The sequence below is a fragment of the Terracoccus sp. 273MFTsu3.1 genome, assembly GCF_000383675.1.
Classification (GTDB): domain Bacteria; phylum Actinomycetota; class Actinomycetes; order Actinomycetales; family Dermatophilaceae; genus Terrabacter.
Map to the genome: position 1 here is coordinate 817,896 of NZ_KB911821.1, position 16,987 is coordinate 834,882.

The window sequence follows — 16,987 nt, forward strand, 5'->3', positions numbered from 1 at the left end:
TCGTGACGAGGCCGCGATCGGCGATGCGACCGCGGCCTCGTCACGAGTAGTGCCGCGTCAGAGCAGCGAGCTCGCGGAGTAGCCGACCCGGACGACGGAGCCCGTCGGCAGCGAGCCGAGCACACGGTCGGTGACGACCTCGATCATGACGACCTCGACCGACTTCGCGGTGCGGGTCACCTTGTGCAGGGTGACGCGGCCGAGCCCCGGCACGGTGACGACCGTGTTGGGCTTGACCGCCGAGGTGACGGACGGCAGGCCCGTGATGCGCAGCCCGACGAACCGCGAGGTGTCGGTGGTCACGGGGGTCGCGCCGGCAGTCGGCTGGGACGCTGAGGTCTCGGCGACGATGGTGTCGGCGCTGATGAGGCTGTTCAGCACGCGAGGCGCACCGATGGTGTTCGTGACCTGGCTGCGACGCGACGTGGCCGTGATGGTGGAGAGGACGTCAGTCGTCGTCGTCCCGGTCGACACGACCCCCGGCACCCCTGCGGTGGCCACGGTCGCGCGCCCCGAGCCTCCGGTGCACGGTGGGTACGCGAGAGCCGTCCGGCTCGAGGACACGGCGCCGTTGGCGAGGTTGGCCGACGTCGCGTAGCCCATGCCGGAGACGAGCCCGACCACCGGTCGGGAGAGGGAGGTGTTGGCGACTCCGACGTCGATGCGTGACCCGACCGGGAGGCCGAGGGAGTTCTGGGCCGTGATGACGACCCGCATGGCGGTCGTGCCGACCCGCCAGTCGTTGCCGGAGAACGCCTTGGTCTGCGTGTTGAGGTAGACCGTGGCGAGCGCGGCCCCCGCCGACGTCCGCAGCGCGATCGCCGAGTTCGGAGCCGGGTTCGCGTTGACGGCACGGCCGCCGATCGTGAGGCCGATCCGCTCGGCGCGGTTGCCGCCGCTGTAGACGCCTGACGTGCTCAACGTCGCCGTGCTCGCTCCGGTGACGGCATCGGCCCGGACGAGCCCGCCGAGCAGGTTGACCGCCCCGGTGGTCGCCGTGGCGCGGCTGATCTTGTAGGTCGTGGTCGTCGAGGTCGCGGCCGAGGTGCGCGTCGCCCCCACCGAGCCGGCCGCCGGGACGGTGACGGCTGCCGTGGAGCCCGTGGCCGTCCTGCCGAAGGCCGTCGTGCAGCCGATGGAGGCGAGGGCCGTGGGCCCGGAGCGCACGACGCCCCCGACCACGATGTAGGTGCCGTACGCGGAGGCCGAGACGCCGGTAGCGGGAGCTGCTGCGGATGCCGGTGCGGCACCGAGGGGCGCGGCCATCGTGGAGATGGCCGCTGCCGCGAGGATCGCCGTGAGTTTCCTGTTCATGGTGGTGCTCCTGTCATCGATGCCCTGCTCATCGATCCCCTGACCGATGTACTCACTTCAACGACACGAACTCTCGGCGTGTTATGGGTCGGATGCGTCAATCGCAAGGTTTGTGTGGTATTGCGACACTTGTCATTTCAAGCACCTGCCGGCACCCGGCACACGCGTGAGGTCGGCCCCCGTCGGGGACCGACCTCACGCGTCTCGTGGTTTCTCGTCAGGTCAGCGCGGGTGGACGACCATCGCCGAGCCGCCGCCACGACGCGTCGTCTCCGCGGCCGCCTCGAACAGGCCCCCGCGCAGGCTGCGGATCGCGGTCACCGCACCGATCTCGTTGGGCGTGCCGGCCGAGGCGAGCTGGTGCCCCACCGCCGTGAGGGCTGCGCCCGTGGGACCGTTCAGGATCGCCGGCTCCGCGCCCTCGCTGGCGCCGTTGCGCGAGCTGAGGCGAGGCGCCGCGATGGCGTCGACGAGCGACAGGTCGCGGTCGAGGTAGCCGAGGATCGTCTGCGACACCGACGTGATGATCGTGGCGCCGCCCGGCGAACCCACCGCGAGGAAGGGCTTGCCGCCGTCGAGCAGGATCGTCGGGCTCATCGACGACCGCGGACGCTTGCCCGGGCCGGGCAGGTTCGGGTCGGGCACGTCTGCGTTCAGCGGCGTGAAGTTGAAGTCGGTGAGCTCGTTGTTGAGCAGGAACCCGTACCCCGGGACCGTGATGCCGGAGCCACCGGTCTGCTCGATGGTGAGGGTGTAGGACGCGACGTTGCCCCAGCGATCGGTGGCCGTCAGGTGCGTCGTCGACTGCCCCTCGTAGGGCTCGCTCTGCGCGACCGTACCGGGCGCGCAGGAGGTGTAGGAACCGTCGGGCGAGCCGAACGGGATCGGACGGGCCTGAGCCTTCATCGGGTCGAAGAGGCAGGCGCGCTCCGCGGCGAAGGCCGGGTCGGTCAGCTCCTTGACCGGCACGCCCGGGACGTCACCGACCCAGCGGTTGCGGTCGGCGAAGGCCGTCGCCGACGCCTCCGAGAACCGGTGCAGGTAGTCGACGTCGGACAGGGCGGACGTGGCGACGCCCGTGCGGTCCTCGTAGGCCTGGATGAGGTTGAGGATCTCGGCCACAGCGATACCGCCCGAGCTCGGGACCGGCATGCCGTAGACGTCGTAGCCCTTGTACTGCGAGTGGATCGGCGCCTTCGTCAGCGCACGGTAGGCCCGCAGGTCGGCCGTCGTCATCTGGCCGCCCCTGACCGAGGACCCCGCCTTGGTGTGCGGCGCCCGGGACTCGGCGACGATCGCCCGTCCCAGCGTGCCGGCATACAGCGCCTCGGTGCCCTGGGTGCGCAGCGTCCGGTACGCCCGGGCCATGTCGGGGTTGGTGAAGACGGAGCCGACGGCCGGGGCCTGACCGCCGCGGAGGAACACCTTGGCCGTCTCGGGGAACACCGAGAAGCGGGCGGCGTTGGCCGCCGTCTGGTCGGCGAACGTCTGGTCGACGACGAAGCCCTGGGCGGCGAGCCGCTCGGCCGGCTTGAGCGCCGCGTTGAGCGACAGGGTGCCGTAGTCGCGCAGCGCCTTGGCCCACAGCGCCGGCGTACCGGGCACGCCGATCGACAGCCCCGAGTTCACGACCGTGTTGAAGTCCATCGCCTTGCCCGTGGCCGGGTCGGTGAACGTCTTCTCGGTGAAGGTCGCGGGCGCCGTCTCGCGGCCGTCGATGGTCGAGACCTTCCGGCTGCGGGCGTCGTAGTAGACGAGGAAGCCACCACCGCCGATGCCGGCGCTGTAGGGCTCCGTGACGCCGAGGGCCGCGGCCGTCGCGACAGCGGCGTCGGCCGCGTTGCCACCCCGGGCCAGCACGTCGATGCCGACCTGCGAGGCATCACGGTCGACCGAGCTGACGGCGCCTCCGGAGCCGGTCATGACCGGGACCTTGGGCAGCGTGGTGGGCCGCCCGTGCCAGCCTCGGTCGGACGTTGCGGAGGCTGGAGCCACTGATGGCTGGGCGCCGGCCGTGGCCGGCAACAGGGACAGAGGGAGCCCGACGACGAGAGCGCCGAGGACCCATCGGGAACGTGTCGTGGTGCGTGCGCTGTGACGACTCATCTTTCGACCGTACCCGCGCAAACGCCCCAGATCGCGCCGAGAACCTGCCGATCCGAAGTCCGGGACGGGCGTGACCACGAGGCCACTCGACTGGGACGGAGCGGAGCGCTCCCTCGACTGGGACGGGGCGCTCACTCGAGTGGGACGGGGCGCTCACTCGAGTGTGAGCGAGTGGCGTCGGCGGTCGGGGGCGGCATCGGCGACGGGCACCGTGCCCCGGGAAGCGAGCGTGCCGGCATATGCCCGTCGACGCTCCACGCCGCTCCCGGCCGTCGGCGACGGGAGCGGGCCACGGCCCGAGCAATACCCGGGCAGTAGCCGGCGCGGGTCGCGCCCGGGCCGGCCACGACGCGCGAGAGCCCGCCGCCCACGAGGGGTGACGGGCTCTCGGACTGCTGGGTCAGGCGATCAGGCCTGCTCCTCCTCGGCGAGGAGGTTGCGCGTCTTGGAGAAGTCGAGCGGGATGCCCGGGCCCATCGTCGTGGAGACGGTGGCCTTCTCGATGTAGCGGCCCTTGGAGCTGGCCGGCTTCAGACGCAGGATCTCCTCGAGGGCAGCCGCGTAGTTCTCGACGAGCTTCGTCTCGTCGAAGGAGGCCTTGCCGATGATGAAGTGGAGGTTCGCGTGCTTGTCGACGCGGAACTCGATCTTGCCGCCCTTGATGTCGGCGACGGCCTTGGCGACGTCCATCGTCACGGTGCCGGTCTTCGGGTTCGGCATGAGGCCACGCGGGCCGAGGACCTTGCCGAGACGACCGACCTTGCCCATGAGGTCAGGCGTGGCGACGACGGCGTCGAAGTCGAGCCAGCCACCCTGGACCTTCTCGAGCAGGTCGTCGGAGCCGACGTGGTCGGCGCCGGCCTCACGGGCGGCCTCGGCCTTGTCGCCGTTGGCGAAGACGAGGACGCGGGCGGTCTTGCCCGTGCCGTGCGGCAGGTTGACCGTGCCGCGGACGGCCTGGTCGGCCTTGCGGGGGTCGACGCCGAGACGCATGGCGACCTCGACGGTCTCGTCGTACTTGGCCTTGGCGGTCTGCTTGGCGACGCGGACGGCCTCGAGCGGGGCGTAGACCTTGCCGGGCGTGATGAGCTCGGCGGCTGCGCGGTAGTTCTTGCTGCGCTTCATGGTGCTCCTGCTTTCTTCGTGGAGTCGTGGTGCGACCGTGCGCTGGTCTCCCACGGGGCCTCACGGCCGTATGCCGTGTGGCCCGGTTCGGGGGTGCCCGCCCTCACGCGGAGGGCGGGCGTCCCGACGTCTGGTGGACCCGGGCTCGTCAGAGCTCGGTGTCGATGCCCATCGAGCGGGCGGTGCCGGCGATGATGCGCGCCGCCATCTCCTCGTCGTGGGCGTTGAGGTCTTCCATCTTCTGACGGGCGATCTCGAAGACCTGGTCGCGCGAGAGCTTGGCGACCTTGGTCTTGTGCGGCTCGCCCGAGCCCTTGGCGACGCCGGCGGCCTTCTTGATGAGCTCGGCGGCCGGCGGGGTCTTCGTCACGAAGGTGAACGAGCGGTCCTCGTAGACCGTGATCTCGACCGGGATGACGTTGCCGCGCTGGGACTCCGTCGCGGCGTTGTACGCCTTGACGAACTCCATGATGTTGACGCCGTGCTGACCGAGGGCGGGGCCGACGGGCGGGGCGGGGGTGGCCTGGCCGGCCTGGATCTGCAGCTTGATGAAGCCGGAGACCTTCTTCTTGGGGGGCATGGGTGCCTACCTTCTGTATTGCTGGGCCGACGCCTTGGGCGATGACCCGGTTGCATGTCCTCGTGCGGTCAGCCGCACGAGGTCGTACGACCCTCGATCAGATCTTGGCGACCTGGGCGAAGGAGAGCTCGACCGGGGTCTCCCGGCCGAAGATGGAGACGAGCACCTTGAGCTTCTGGGTGTCGGGGTTGATCTCGGAGATCGTCGCGGGGAGGGTCTCGAAGGGGCCCTCCATGACGGTGACGGACTCGCCGACCTCGAAGTCGACGACCCGCACGTCCTTGCCGGCGCTCGAGCTCGTCGACGCGCCGGAGCCGTCGGCGGCCGCAGCGGCCTCGAAGTTCGGGGCGAGCATCGTGAAGACCTCGTCGATCGACAGCGGCACCGGCTGGTGGGCGTTGCCGACGAACCCGGTGACGCCGGGCGTGTGGCGCACGGCGCCCCAGCTCTCGTCGGTGAGGTCCATGCGGACGAGGACGTAACCGGGCATCCGGACGCGACGGACCTGCTTCTTCTGGCCGTTCTTGATCTCGGTGACTTCCTCCATGGGGACCTCGATCTCGAAGATGAAGTCCTCCATGTTGAGGGTCTGGATGCGCGTCTCGAGGTTGGCCTTCACGCGGTTCTCGTAGCCGGCGTAGGAGTGGATGACGTACCAGTCACCGAACCGCGTGCGCAGGTCGGCCTTGAAGTCGGCGACGGGGTCGCCGCTGCCCTGGGCCACCGGCTCGTCGTCCTCGGACGTCTCGTCGGCGGACTCGGCGGACTCGGCGGTCTCGTCGTCGGCCGACTCGGCCTCGTCGACGGTGTCGAGGTCGGTGGCGTCGTCCTCAGCACCCGACTCGACGTCGGAGGCCGAGAGGTCGTCGGTCTCGACCGCGGGGTCGACGACGTCGCTCTCGGTGCTCTCGCCGTTCGGGGCGCCCTCGTGGGCGAACTGCTCGGACACGCTCTGACCTACTTCCTTGCTCGTGGACCGGCCGTGACGGCCGGCGGTGACATCCCGTGAGGGGGCCGGTGGCTCGTGCCTCAGGTGGCCGACCCGGTGAAGACCCAGGAGATCAGCCGGCTCAGACCGAAGTCGAGCGCTGACACGAGCGCCATCATGATCACGACGAACACGACCACGACGGTCGTGTAGCGCACGAGTTCAGGACCCGTCGGCCGCACGACCTTGCGCAGCTCGTCGAGGATCTGGCGCACGAAGAGGCTGATCGCGCCGAAGAGGCGCGATACGGGGTTGCCGCCGCGAGCCTTGTCGGCACGGCCGGACCCGCGCTTGGCGCTCGTCTCCGTCACGATTCCTTCTTTCTGCCTGGGTGTCGGCCCGCGGGCGCCGCACCCGGACCGTGGAGTCCCACGTCAGGGCAGAAGCCGCGTGCCGCCTTGCACGACGACCACATCACTGGGCTGCGCAGGGCAAGAGGGACTCGAACCCCCAACCGCTGGTTTTGGAGACCAGTGCTCTACCAATTGAGCTATTGCCCTTCGCCGGGGACGTTGGGTGTCCACGGCGGAACGGCATGCGTCAGCATGGCCAGCGAAGCCGTCCGAGGGACGATCATACGGGACGGATGCGCCACAACGCGAACCGACCCGAAACCCCTTCCGCGGCTCTCCCGCGACACCCGTCCGGCGCCCGCCGGACACCCTCCGGGCACCTGCCGCGCCGGCGGCGGCAACGGGGCGACCCGGCATACGGACTCGGCCGCCCGACCCCGGCGTCGCAGTGGCAGGATCGAGAGGTGACGAACCCGCGCACCCCCCTCGCGTCCCTGTCCGACGACGACCTGGCCGGCTTCCTCGCCGAGCAGCGTGAAGCCTACGCGGCCCTGCAGACCCGCGGCCTCAGGCTCGACCTGACGCGGGGCAAGCCGTCCGCCGCGCAGCTCGACCTCTCCGACGACCTCCTGCGCCTGCCCACCACGACAAAGGACCGCGCCGGGGTCGACGTGCGCAACTACGGCGGACTCGAGGGCCTCGCCGAGCTGCGGGAGCTCTTCGCCGAGCTGCTCTGGGTCGAGCCGGCCCAGGTCATCGCCGGCGGCAACTCGAGCCTGACGATGATGTACAGCACCATCGTCGACTTCCTGCTCTTCGGCGGCGTCGACTCTCCCCGGCCCTGGAGCCAGGAGGAGACGGTCCGCTTCATCTGCCCCGTGCCCGGCTACGACCGGCACTTCTCCATGCTCGCGTCGTTCGGCATCGAGATGGTCACCGTCGAGATGCACGAGGACGGGCCGGACATCGCCGCCGTCGAGGCGCTCGTCAAGGACGACCCGAGCGTCAAGGGCATCTGGATCGTCCCGACGTACGCCAACCCGACCGGCGCGGTCGTGTCGCAGGCGATCGCCGCCCGCCTCGCCGCCATGCCGACCGCGGCGCCCGACTTCACGATCTTCTGGGACAACGCCTACGCCTTCCACCACCTCACCGAGGACGAGGCCAAGAGCGCCGACATCCTCAGCCTCGCCGCGGCCTCCGGGCACCCGAACCGGCCGATCATGTTCGCGTCGACCTCGAAGATCACCTTCGCCGGCGCCGGCGTGGCCGTCCTCGCTGCGAGCGAGGCCAACGTCAAGTGGTACCTCGGCCACCTCGCGATGGGCTCGATCGGCCCCGACAAGGTCAACCACCTGCGCCACGTCGAGTTCTTCCACGACGCCGACGGCGTGCGAGCCCACATGCGCAAGCACCGCGAGATCATCGCGCCGAAGTTCGCTGCGGTCGACGAGGCCCTGACGAGCGGCCTCGCCGGGCTCGGGGTCGCCGAGTGGAGCCACCCGACCGGCGGCTACTTCGTCAACCTCGACGTGCTCGACGGCACGGCGTCGCGGGTCGTCGCGCTGGCCAAGGAGGCCGGCATCGCGCTGACCCCCGCGGGCGCGTCCTTCCCGCTCGGCCACGACCCGCGCGACCGCAACATCCGCCTCGCCCCGACCTTCCCCGTGCTCGACGAGGTGCGCACGGCCATGGCCGGCGTCGCGACGTGCGTCGCCCTCGCCGCGGCCGAGAAGCTGACGCAGGACCGGGCCACGGGGGTAGGGGCAGAGGGCGACGGCGCGACGCCGTCGGCCGGGGACGCCACGAGCCCCTCGCACACCGCCAGCGAAGGAGCCTCGCGATGAGCGACCAGGATCCCAACGAGACCATCGACGACGACCTGACGACGTACAGCGTCGACGACGAGGACCAGCTCCAGCCCGAGGACACCCTCGACGACGGCGACCTCGAGGACGTGCTCGACCGCGGCTACTCGCCCAACGACCGGCCCCAGGGCGTCACCGCCCACGGCACGACCGCCTACGAGGAGTCCGTCGACGAGACCATCGACGAGCGTATCCGCCAGGAGGTGCCAGACCCCGACTCCGCCTACGGCGCACCCGACAACGAGAGCGGCCTCGACGGCGACCGAGTCGGTGGCGACGACCCCGACGCCATCGACGCCGAGGACGACTGGCTCGGCGACCACGAGGTGGGCGACGCCCGCGCCGGTCGCCTCGTGGCCGACGACGAGGGCGCGCACGACGACGACGAGAAGCAGGCCTGGGCCAGCGACGTCGGCGTCGACGGGGCCGGCGCGTCGGCCGAGGAGGCCGCGATGCACATCGTCGACGAGATCGCCGACGAGCCCGAGGACGACTGACCCCGCTGGCAGTCCCCGCCCCGCCCACCCCCGCCGACCCCGCCCGTTTCGCGCGCTCGGACCATGAGCGCGCGAAGCGGGGAGTCGGCGCGTGACATGTCCCGCGCCCGGACCCAGGAGCGCGCGCTCGCACCATGAGCGCGCGAAACGAGAGCAGCCGGGTGAGAGACTGGCGCGCATGACGCGTGCGGTGCAGGACCTGCCCAAGGCCCACCTGCATCTGCACTTCACGGGCTCGATGCGCATCGACACGGTGCGAGACCTCGCGGCCCGGCACGGCATCCGCCTGCCCGACGCCCTCGTGACGGGCTGGCCGCCCCGTCTCGCCCGGGCGACCGATGAACGCGGCTGGTTCCGCTTCCAGCGCCTCTACGACGCCGCCCGGGCCTGCGTGCGCGGCGAGGACGACATGCGCCGGATCGTGCGCGAGGCTGCGGCCGACGACGCGGCCGAGGGGTCGCGCTGGCTCGAGATCCAGGTCGACCCGACGTCGTACGCCCCCTTCGTCGGAGGCATCACGCCCGCGCTCGAGATCGTGCTCGACGAGGCTCGGGCCGTGTCGGCCGTCGGGGACATCGGGGTCGGCGTCGTCGTCGCGGCCAGCCGCATGCGCCACCCCCTCGAGGCCCGCACGCTCGCTCGCCTCGCCGCGCACCACGCGGGCGAGGAGGCCGGCGACGTCGTCGGCTTCGGCCTGTCCAACGACGAGCGGCGCGGGGCGGTCGCCGACTTCGCGCCGGCCTTCGCCATCGCCCGGCGGGCCGGTCTGGCCCTCGTGCCGCACGGCGGCGAGCTCCTCGGCGCCCAGTCCGTCATGGAGACGCTCGAGCACCTCGACCCCGACCGCATCGGGCACGGCGTGCGGAGCGTCGAGGACCCCCAGGTGCTCGACGCCGTCGCCGAGGCCGGGGTGACGCTCGAGGTGTGCCCGGGCAGCAACGTCGCCCTCGGGGTCTACGCCGACCCGAGCGACGTACCGCTGCGCCGGATCGTCGAGGCCGGCATCCCCGTGGCACTGGGCGCGGACGACCCGCTCCTCTTCGGCTCCCGCCTGGCCGCGCAGTACGCCGCGGCCCGTGAGCTCGGCTTCGACGACGAGGGACTCGCCGCGCTCGCCCGCGGCTCCCTCGAGGGCAGCCGGATGCCCGAGCGCCTGCGCAAGGCCGCGCTCGCCGACGTGGACGCCTGGCTCGTCGGTCCGGCGTGACACCGACCACACGCCGGACCGGGTCGTAACCGGTCATAACGGGCCGCTCCCCACGGAGCCGACCTCGTCGCGCACCCCCACCGGGTTTGCTCAGGATCGGTGCGCCCGGTCATGCTGGTCGGGAGATGAAGACTTCTGCCCCCGCCACCACCCGCCCATCGACCGCCTCCGGCGCCCGTCTGCGACGACTCGCCGTGGTCGGTCTCGTCGCCCCCGTCGTCGCGCTCGCGGCGTGCAGCGGGGAGTCGCCCGTGACCGCCGACCCGACGGCCCCGGCCGCCACGACCCCGGCCGCCACGAGCACGTCGACGACGTCCACCACGACCGCACCGCCCACGACGGCCGCACCGACGACCGCCGCCCCGGTGAAGTACTCGACGCGCACCATCAAGGCCGTCATCAAGGACCCCCAGCTGGGCCACACGATCACGGCCCTGCGCATCTCGCGCGGCCTGCCGTTCCCGAAGAACCAGCCCGTCGGGGCCGAGGCCTTCGAGATCGTCGGGGTCAAGGTCGAGTTCGCCGCGGGCTCGCGCTACTCCGCCGCGCTCGACCCGAAGATGCTGACGCTCATCGCGACGAACCCCAAGCAGAACGTCGCGCCGACGGCCGAGTTCGGCAAGGCGTACAAGGCCGACCCGCTGCTGACGACGAAGCGCGACGACCGCGACCGCGGCTGGGTCTTCTTCAAGGTCGACAAGGGCACGTCGACGGCCCTGCGACTGGCCTTCAACCGACCGGCCTACGCCGTCAGCACGACGGACAAGAGCATCCCGGCCAAGACCTTCTCCGTCGTCCTGACGAAGTAGTCGCCGAGTCCGGTCTGACGCGAAAGGCCCCGGTTCCCAACGGAACCGGGGCCTTTGCCAGTCTGACGGGCACTCGGGGAACCGGCGTCAGAGCTGGTCGCCCACGATGACCGGCTCGTTGACGAGCGTCACGCCGAAGGTGTCGCGCACCCCGTCGCGCACCTGCCGGGCGAGGGCGAGGACGTCGGCGGTCGTCGCGCCGCCCCGGTTGGTCACGGCGAGGGTGTGCTTCGTGGACAGCGCCGCCGGCGCCGGCAGGCCGAAGCCCTTGGTGAACCCGGCGTGGTCGATGAGCCAGGCGGCGCTCGTCTTGACCCGGCCGTCGGGCTCGGGGAAGCGCGGAGGCGTCGGCCCCTCCCACCCGAGCCGCTCGCCCACCCGCTCGACGAGGTCGTCGAACTCGTGCCGGCTGAGGATCGGGTTGGTGAAGAACGACCCGCACGACCACGTGTCGGGGTCGGCGTCGTCGAGCACCATGCCACGGGACCGGCGCTGCTCGAGGACGGCCTCACGGGCGTCCTGGAGGGGCACGCGCGTGCCGAGCTCGACCCCGAGACCCTTCGCCAGGGCGGCATACGCCACCGGGCGGCTGAGGTCGGCGAGCTCGAACTGGAACACGACGTCGAGCACGACGTAGCGCGAGTGCCCCTTGAAGCGCGAGTGGCGGTAGGTGAAGGCGCAGTCGGCGTTCATGAAGGTGCGCACGGCCTGCTCCTGGCGGTCCCACGTGCGCACCTGCGCGACCGTCTGCGAGACGTCCTGACCGTAGGCGCCGACGTTCTGGATGGGCGTGGCTCCCGTGAGGCCGGGTATGCCGCTCAGCCCCTCGACGCCCGCCCATCCCTGCGTGACGGAGTGGGCCACGACGTCGTCCCACACCTCGCCCGCGGCCACCCGGACCACGGCGCCGCCGCAGTAGTCGGCGGACTCGGGCGTGATGCCCGACGTGGCGACGCGCACGACCGTGCCCGCGAAGCCGTCGTCGGACACGAGGAGGTTGGACCCTCCCGAGACGACGAGCAGCGGCTCGTCGGCGTCGTCGACCTCACGGACGGCGTCGACGAGCTCGTCGGTGGTCGTGGCCGTCACGACGCGCGCGGCCGGGCCGCCGACCCGCATCGTCGTGAGGGTCGAGAAGGGGACGTCGTGTTGCTCCTGCACGCGGTGGACCGGCCGGCTCAGTCGAGGACCGCGACGGCGAGCGCCCGACCGAGGACCTTCTCGCCGGCCGCCGTGGCAGTCAGCTCGACGGTGACCCGCTTCGTCTCGGGGTCTGTGGACTTGACGACGCCCGAGACCTCGATGTCGGCGCCGGCGTCGTAGGGCACGACGACGGGGCGGGTGAAGCGCACGCCGTACTCGACGACCCGACCCGCGTCGCCGACCCAGGCGGTGACGAGCGTGACGGCCGAGCCCATCGTGAACATGCCGTGCGCGATGACGTCGGGCAGCCCGACCGCCTTGGCGAAGGGCTCGTCCCAGTGGATGCGGTTGCGGTCGAGGGAGGCGCCGGCGTACTGGACGAGGCGCGCACGGTCGACGTGGACGGTCATCGCGGGCAGCGCGTCACCGACGGAGACCTCGGAGAAGGTCCGCACGGCCGCCGGTGCCGCGCTCGGAGTGCTCAGCGTGCTCGGAGTGCTCGGCTGGGTGCTCATCACTCGCCCCCTCGGATGACGATGGTCGACGTGGCCGTGCAGACGGCCTCGCCCGCCTCGGTGGCGAGCTCGGTGCGGGTCGTCACCATGGCGTGGCCGCCGGCCTCGCGCACGGTGTCGACGTGGAGCGTGCCGACGACGGCGTCGCCGGCCGTCAGGGGACGGTGGTGGACGAAGCGCTGCTCGCCGTGCACGACGCGGGAGAAGTCGATGCCGGCCTCGGGGTCGCGGATGAGCTGGCCGTCGCACTGCTGGGCGATGAGGACCGCGAACGTCGGCGGCGCGATGACGTCGGCATAGCCGCGAGAGCGGGCGACCTCGGCGTCGACGTGGACCGGGTCGGCCGAGCCGACGGCCTCGGCGAACTCACGGATCTTGGCGGCACTGACCCGATAGGTCTCGGTGGGCGGGTAGACCCGGCCCTGGAAGTCTGCGTTCACCGGCATACGGGCAGCCTATCGACCGCTGCGGACCGGCGCCCGCGCCGCCCGGTCGGCACCCGCGCCGCCCGGTGGGCGCCCGGGAACGACGACGCTCCCCCGGCCGGTGGCCGAGGGAGCGTCGAGGAACGCGATGGTTCAGCGGGTCTCGCGGTGCTCCGTGTGCTTGCCGCACTTCGGGCAGAACTTGTTCATGGCGAGACGGTCGGGGTTGTTCCGACGGTTCTTCTTGGTGATGTAGTTGCGGTCCTTGCAGTCCACACACGCCATCGTGATCTTCGGACGGACGTCGCTGCTCTTGCTGGCCACGGCAACCTGCTCTTTCGGGAACGTACTTGGGTGTTCGGTCGTCTTGCGACGGGTGTCGCGCGGCGCGTCACGCGTTCCGGGCGGCATCCCGGGGTGACACGCAGGCGCGACGTCCAAGGTTACGCGACACCCCGATGATTCGAGAAATCGAACCGGGTGCACGCGGAAGTGGTAGCGGGAGCGGGGCTCGATCCCGCGACCTCACGATTATGAGTCGTGCGCTCTAACCAGCTGAGCTACCCCGCCATGGGCTGTCGTCCCCCGGCTCGCCGCAGAAGCGACGAGGCCGGGGAGCGACCGACCAGAGCCCCAATAGGGAATCGAACCCTAGACCTTTTCCTTACCATGGAAACGCTCTGCCGACTGAGCTATTGGGGCACGGCCGACACCGAGAAACGTTGCGAGAACGCCTTCAGGACGACCTGTTGTGCGACGGTGAGACTACACGGTCGGCGGCGCGGATACGAAATCGAGTAGATGACCGACGGCCGACGTCCCAACTGGGAGGATCAGGGCATGAGCGGTCTCATCGACGGCCAGCACGACCCGGGTCCGGCCACCGAACCGCCGGACCCGCCGGTCGGGTCCGGGGACGGGCCGGGCGGCACCGACGTCGGTGCCGTCGACACCCGGCTGGTCGACGTGCAGGTGCGCTTCGACCGGCGCAGCGTGTGGCGTGCGGGCTGGCTCGCGGTCGCCATCTTCGCGATCGCCGCGCTCGGCAAGTTCGTCATCGACGACGGCGGTTCGGTCATCTTCACGCTCATCATGGCCATGCTCGCCTCGATCGCGATGGAGCCGGCCGTCGCGCGGCTCTCGCGGCGGATGCGCCGCGGCCTGGCGACCATGATCGTCATGCTCGGCGTGCTCGTCTTCTGCATCGTCTTCATGCTCGCCTTCGGCAACCTGCTGGCCGACCAGCTGGCCACCTTCGTCGCCTCGATCCCGGCGCTCGTCGAGAGCGCGACGGCATGGGCCAACGAGACGTTCGGTGTCGAGCTCAGCCCCGACAAGCTGCTGGCCCAGTTCACGAGCGACGTCGGCGGCCTGAGCAGCCTGGCGGGCAGCGTGGCCGGCGGCCTCATCGGTGCCATCGCCGCCGTGCTCGGCGCCTTCTTCTCGTCGATCACCTTCTTCTTCTTCACCTTCTACTTCTCCGCCGACAGCCTGCGCCTCCGTCGCTGGGTCGCCCAGCTCGCCCCGCCGCGCCAGCAGGAGGTCATCGGTGTCGCGTGGGACCTCGCGGTGATCAAGACCGGCGGCTACGTCTCGGCACGGCTCGTGCTCGCCGCGATCTGCGGCGGCCTCTCCAGCCTGTTCATGCTCATCATCGGCATGGACTACTGGCTGGCCCTGGGCATCTGGACCGGTCTCGTGGCCCAGTTCGTGCCGACCATCGGGACCTACATCGCGATCGCGCTGCCCGTCTTCGTCGGCCTCGTCGGGCCCGAGCCGTGGCAGGGGCTGGCGCTGCTCGGCTTCGCGCTCGTCTACCAGCAGATCGAGAACGTGACGATCGAGCCGCGCATCTCGGCCGACGCCGTCGACGTGCACCCCGCGGTGTCCTTCGCCGCCGTGATGTTCGGGGCCGCGCTCTTCGGCGTCGCGGGAGCCTTCGTGGCGGTGCCCGTGGCCGCGCTGATGCTCGCCCTCTTCGACATCTACTCGCGCAAGTACGAGCTGCTCCCCCAGCTGGCCGCTCCGCAGCCCGGGGAGCGCCGGCACGCCGACCACCAGCACGCGTCCTTCACCGCCCGCCTCCCCGTGCTGCCCCGGCCCCGGACTGCGGTCGGCTCGCCGACACCCGCTGCCGAACCGAAGCCGACGGGTCTGCGCGCGACGCTGCACCACTGGTTCTCGCGGCACGACCCGTCCGGCCCGAAGACGTAGCCCGATGACGTGGCCCGGAGACGTGGCCTCGACCCGTGGCCGGCACCCGACGCCCTGACGGCCGCTGTCACTCGCTGTCGTTCGCGTCGTGGGCGTCCAGCGCCTGCTGGGCCGCCGCCTCCTCCTCCTCGCGGCGAGTGCGTATGCCGCCCGCCTCGTCGAGCTCACCGGTGACCTTCTCGAGCCGGGCCCTCGCCGTCGCGAGCCGCCGCTCGAGGTCGGCGATGCCCTCGACGACCTCCTCCTGACGGGCCGTGAGGACCGCCACCTGCCGGTCGGCGGCCCGGAGGTCGGTCCGTGCGGTCTCGAGCGCCGACTGGAGCCGGGCCCGCTCGGCGGCACGCCGGCCGCGTCGTCGCTCCTCGAGGTCGACGGGGTCCCCACCTCCACCGGGCAGGACCGAGAGCGACGGTCGGGCGCGGTCGGGCGCGGAGGAGCGGAGGTCGTCGGGGTCGGTGATGGCGACGACGTCGGCCACGTCGACCGAGCCGAAGCCGGAGTAGCTGAGCGCCTTGACGAGCGCGCCGGTGAGGACCGAGGCCTCGGCGTCCTCGTCGGCGATGAGCGCGGTCAGCGTCTCGCGCACCTCCTGGGCCGCGCCGGCGCCGAGCTTCTGGCCGTCCTCGGCCGCGACCTCGGCGATGCGGTCGGCCAGGGCGTCGACACGGGTGGCGCGCTCCCGGCCGAGCAGCCGCAGCTGGTCGGCGTCCAGGGTGCGCTGGGCCTCACGGAGCAGCTCGGCGAACGACCGGAGCTCCTCGAGCTCGTCCGCGTGCTCGCGCACGAAGTGGTTCACCGCCCAGGCTGCGAGGGTCGGCTTGCGCAGGGCTCCCACCGAGGCGGCGAGGTCCTTCTCGCCCGCGGACCTCGCCTGCGCCACGAGCTCGGAGCGCAGCGGGGTGAAGCGAGCGGGCGGGGCGGCATACAGCTGCTCGACGGCGGCGCGCAGGTGCAGGATCACCTCTGCATCCTCCCGCAAACCCGCTGGTGCGGCCCGCGCGGGACGGGCAGGCTGGGGCCGTGATCTGGATCTGTGCGACGTGCGCCGTCGAGACCGATGACCTGACCGAACCTCCGGACGCGTGCGCCGTCTGCGAGGACGAGCGACAGTGGGTGCCCGAACAGGGGCAGCGCTGGACGACGGTGGGCCAGCTGCGGAAGGCCGGGACGCGCATCCGCGTCGAGGTCGTCGAGGACGACCTCTGGGGGCTGCGCGCGGAGCCCGAGGTCGGCATCGGGCAGCAGACGATGGTCGTGCGCGTGCCCGAGGGGGTGCTCCTCTTCGACTGCGTCGGGTACATCGACGACGCCGCCGTCGAGCTCGTGCTGTCGCTCGGGCCCACGCTCGCGGTGGCCGCGAGCCACCCGCACATGTACGGCGTGCAGACGGAGTGGGCCCGCGCGCTCGGCGGCGTCCCGGTGCTCGTGGCCGCGCCCGACGCCGAGTGGGTGCGGCGCCGAGACCCGTTGGTCGAGCTCTACGACGAGCAGCGGCAGGTCGCGCCGGGCCTGACGCTGCACCGCGTCGGAGGGCACTTCCGGGGTCAGGCCGTCGTGGAGTGGACGGCGGGCGCCGAGGGACGTGGGGTCCTGCTGGCCGGCGATGCCGTCTTCCCCAACCCGGACCGCCGGTCGATGAGCTTCATGCGCAGCTATCCGAACCGGATTCCCTTGTCGGGCAACATCGTCCAGCGCGTTGCCGGTCGGCTGGAGACCCTGCACTTCGACCGCCTCTACAACAACTTCGGCACCGTCGTGCCGTCAGGGGCCAAGGCCATGCTGCGCCGTTCCGCCGACCGCCATGCAGCCTGGACGCGTGGCGACTTCGACCACCTGACCTGAGGACGCGGCGTCAGGTCGTGCCCGCGACGCGCCCAGTGGGTAGGTGCACCTCGACGGCGTC

At 71.5% G+C, this 16,987-nt stretch carries 17 protein-coding genes and 3 tRNA genes; 6 read left to right on the plus strand and 14 right to left on the minus strand.

Annotated elements, in window-relative coordinates:
- Positions 1-57: 57 nt before the first annotated feature.
- The 7 genes from H283_RS0109465 to H283_RS0109505 form a co-directional block, all read right to left on the minus strand.
- Positions 58-1,314, minus strand: coding sequence for a choice-of-anchor P family protein (locus tag H283_RS0109465; protein WP_156023070.1), 1,257 nt, complete (start codon positions 1,312-1,314; stop codon positions 58-60).
- A 222-nt stretch (positions 1,315-1,536) separates the two neighbouring features.
- A complete protein-coding gene (gene ggt / locus H283_RS0109480; protein ID WP_020143283.1) occupies positions 1,537-3,237 on the minus strand; it encodes a gamma-glutamyltransferase in 1,701 nt (566 codons plus the stop codon).
- Positions 3,238-3,828: 591 nt separating this feature from the next.
- Entirely contained in the window at positions 3,829-4,545 is a 717-nt protein-coding gene (rplA, locus tag H283_RS0109485) for a 50S ribosomal protein L1 (protein ID WP_020143284.1), read from the minus strand.
- Between the two features lie 148 nt (positions 4,546-4,693).
- The gene (rplK, locus tag H283_RS0109490) at positions 4,694-5,125 is read right to left on the minus strand and encodes a 50S ribosomal protein L11 (protein WP_020143285.1); all 432 of its coding nucleotides are present in this window, start codon (positions 5,123-5,125) and stop codon (positions 4,694-4,696) included.
- 97 nt (positions 5,126-5,222) lie between these two features.
- Positions 5,223-6,074: a transcription termination/antitermination protein NusG gene (gene nusG / locus H283_RS0109495; RefSeq protein WP_020143286.1), complete on the minus strand. Its 852-nt coding sequence runs from the start codon at positions 6,072-6,074 to the stop codon at positions 5,223-5,225.
- Between the two features lie 80 nt (positions 6,075-6,154).
- A complete protein-coding gene (gene secE, locus H283_RS0109500) occupies positions 6,155-6,424 on the minus strand; it encodes a preprotein translocase subunit SecE (RefSeq protein WP_020143287.1) in 270 nt (89 codons plus the stop codon).
- A gap of 116 nt (positions 6,425-6,540) precedes the next feature.
- Positions 6,541-6,613: transfer RNA gene (locus tag H283_RS0109505), tRNA-Trp, on the minus strand.
- Positions 6,614-6,870: 257 nt separating this feature from the next.
- Here H283_RS0109505 and H283_RS0109510 point away from each other — a divergent pair.
- From H283_RS0109510 to H283_RS0109525, 4 genes are all read left to right on the plus strand, one after another.
- Positions 6,871-8,253 carry an aminotransferase class I/II-fold pyridoxal phosphate-dependent enzyme gene (locus H283_RS0109510; protein WP_020143288.1) on the plus strand — a complete coding sequence of 461 codons (1,383 nt, stop codon included), beginning with the start codon at positions 6,871-6,873 and terminating at the stop codon, positions 8,251-8,253.
- A complete protein-coding gene (locus tag H283_RS0109515) occupies positions 8,250-8,771 on the plus strand; it encodes a DUF5709 domain-containing protein (RefSeq protein WP_020143289.1) in 522 nt (173 codons plus the stop codon). Before H283_RS0109510 ends, H283_RS0109515 begins: the two co-directional genes overlap by 4 nt.
- Positions 8,772-8,949: 178 nt before the next feature.
- Positions 8,950-9,978 carry an adenosine deaminase gene (locus tag H283_RS0109520; protein ID WP_020143290.1) on the plus strand — a complete coding sequence of 343 codons (1,029 nt, stop codon included), beginning with the start codon at positions 8,950-8,952 and terminating at the stop codon, positions 9,976-9,978.
- Positions 9,979-10,103: 125 nt separating this feature from the next.
- A complete protein-coding gene (locus H283_RS0109525) occupies positions 10,104-10,787 on the plus strand; it encodes a hypothetical protein (protein ID WP_156023071.1) in 684 nt (227 codons plus the stop codon).
- Positions 10,788-10,874: 87 nt separating this feature from the next.
- Here H283_RS0109525 and H283_RS0109530 read toward each other — a convergent pair whose 3' ends face one another.
- The 6 genes from H283_RS0109530 to H283_RS0109555 form a co-directional block, all read right to left on the minus strand.
- Positions 10,875-11,948, minus strand: coding sequence for a UDP-N-acetylmuramate dehydrogenase (locus H283_RS0109530; RefSeq protein WP_020143291.1), 1,074 nt, complete (start codon positions 11,946-11,948; stop codon positions 10,875-10,877).
- A gap of 17 nt (positions 11,949-11,965) precedes the next feature.
- Positions 11,966-12,445 carry a MaoC/PaaZ C-terminal domain-containing protein gene (locus H283_RS0109535; protein WP_020143292.1) on the minus strand — a complete coding sequence of 160 codons (480 nt, stop codon included), beginning with the start codon at positions 12,443-12,445 and terminating at the stop codon, positions 11,966-11,968.
- A complete protein-coding gene (locus H283_RS0109540; RefSeq protein ID WP_020143293.1) occupies positions 12,445-12,891 on the minus strand; it encodes a MaoC family dehydratase N-terminal domain-containing protein in 447 nt (148 codons plus the stop codon). Before H283_RS0109540 ends, H283_RS0109535 begins: the two co-directional genes overlap by 1 nt.
- 132 nt (positions 12,892-13,023) lie before the next feature.
- Positions 13,024-13,194, minus strand: coding sequence for a 50S ribosomal protein L33 (rpmG, locus tag H283_RS0109545; RefSeq protein ID WP_020143294.1), 171 nt, complete (start codon positions 13,192-13,194; stop codon positions 13,024-13,026).
- A gap of 169 nt (positions 13,195-13,363) precedes the next feature.
- A tRNA-Met gene (locus H283_RS0109550) sits at positions 13,364-13,440 on the minus strand.
- Between the two features lie 59 nt (positions 13,441-13,499).
- Positions 13,500-13,572: transfer RNA gene (locus H283_RS0109555), tRNA-Thr, on the minus strand.
- Positions 13,573-13,710: 138 nt separating this feature from the next.
- On the opposite strand from H283_RS0109555, the gene H283_RS24580 reads away from it, so the two are divergent.
- On the plus strand, positions 13,711-15,084 hold the full coding sequence (locus H283_RS24580) for an AI-2E family transporter (protein ID WP_156023072.1): 1,374 nt from the start codon (positions 13,711-13,713) through the stop codon (positions 15,082-15,084).
- 67 nt (positions 15,085-15,151) lie between these two features.
- Here the strand turns inward: H283_RS24580 and H283_RS0109565 are convergent, their stop codons facing one another.
- Complete coding sequence (locus tag H283_RS0109565; protein ID WP_020143296.1) at positions 15,152-16,045, minus strand: hypothetical protein; 894 nt, start codon at positions 16,043-16,045, stop codon at positions 15,152-15,154.
- Positions 16,046-16,104: 59 nt separating this feature from the next.
- Here H283_RS0109565 and H283_RS0109570 point away from each other — a divergent pair, with 59 nt between their 5' ends.
- Positions 16,105-16,926: a hydrolase gene (locus tag H283_RS0109570; RefSeq protein WP_020143297.1), complete on the plus strand. Its 822-nt coding sequence runs from the start codon at positions 16,105-16,107 to the stop codon at positions 16,924-16,926.
- Positions 16,927-16,987: the final 61 nt, after the last annotated feature.

What these genes read in the sequence shown, in the direction of transcription:
- H283_RS0109465 (WP_156023070.1), bottom strand. Translation starts at nt 1,314, where the DNA reads ATGAACAGGAAACTCACGGCGATCCTCGCGGCAGCGGCCATCTCCACG.
- ggt (WP_020143283.1), bottom strand. Translation starts at nt 3,237, where the DNA reads ATGACCGGCTCCGGAGGCGCCGTCAGCTCGGTCGACCGTGATGCCTCG.
- rplA (WP_020143284.1), bottom strand. Translation starts at nt 4,545, where the DNA reads ATGAAGCGCAGCAAGAACTACCGCGCAGCCGCCGAGCTCATCACGCCC.
- rplK (WP_020143285.1), bottom strand. Translation starts at nt 5,125, where the DNA reads ATGCCCCCCAAGAAGAAGGTCTCCGGCTTCATCAAGCTGCAGATCCAG.
- H283_RS0109515 (WP_020143289.1), top strand. Translation starts at nt 8,250, where the DNA reads ATGAGCGACCAGGATCCCAACGAGACCATCGACGACGACCTGACGACG.
- H283_RS0109520 (WP_020143290.1), top strand. Translation starts at nt 8,950, where the DNA reads ATGACGCGTGCGGTGCAGGACCTGCCCAAGGCCCACCTGCATCTGCAC.
- H283_RS0109525 (WP_156023071.1), top strand. Translation starts at nt 10,104, where the DNA reads ATGAAGACTTCTGCCCCCGCCACCACCCGCCCATCGACCGCCTCCGGC.
- H283_RS0109535 (WP_020143292.1), bottom strand. Translation starts at nt 12,445, where the DNA reads ATGAGCACCCAGCCGAGCACTCCGAGCACGCTGAGCACTCCGAGCGCG.
- H283_RS0109540 (WP_020143293.1), bottom strand. Translation starts at nt 12,891, where the DNA reads ATGCCGGTGAACGCAGACTTCCAGGGCCGGGTCTACCCGCCCACCGAG.
- H283_RS24580 (WP_156023072.1), top strand. Translation starts at nt 13,711, where the DNA reads ATGAGCGGTCTCATCGACGGCCAGCACGACCCGGGTCCGGCCACCGAA.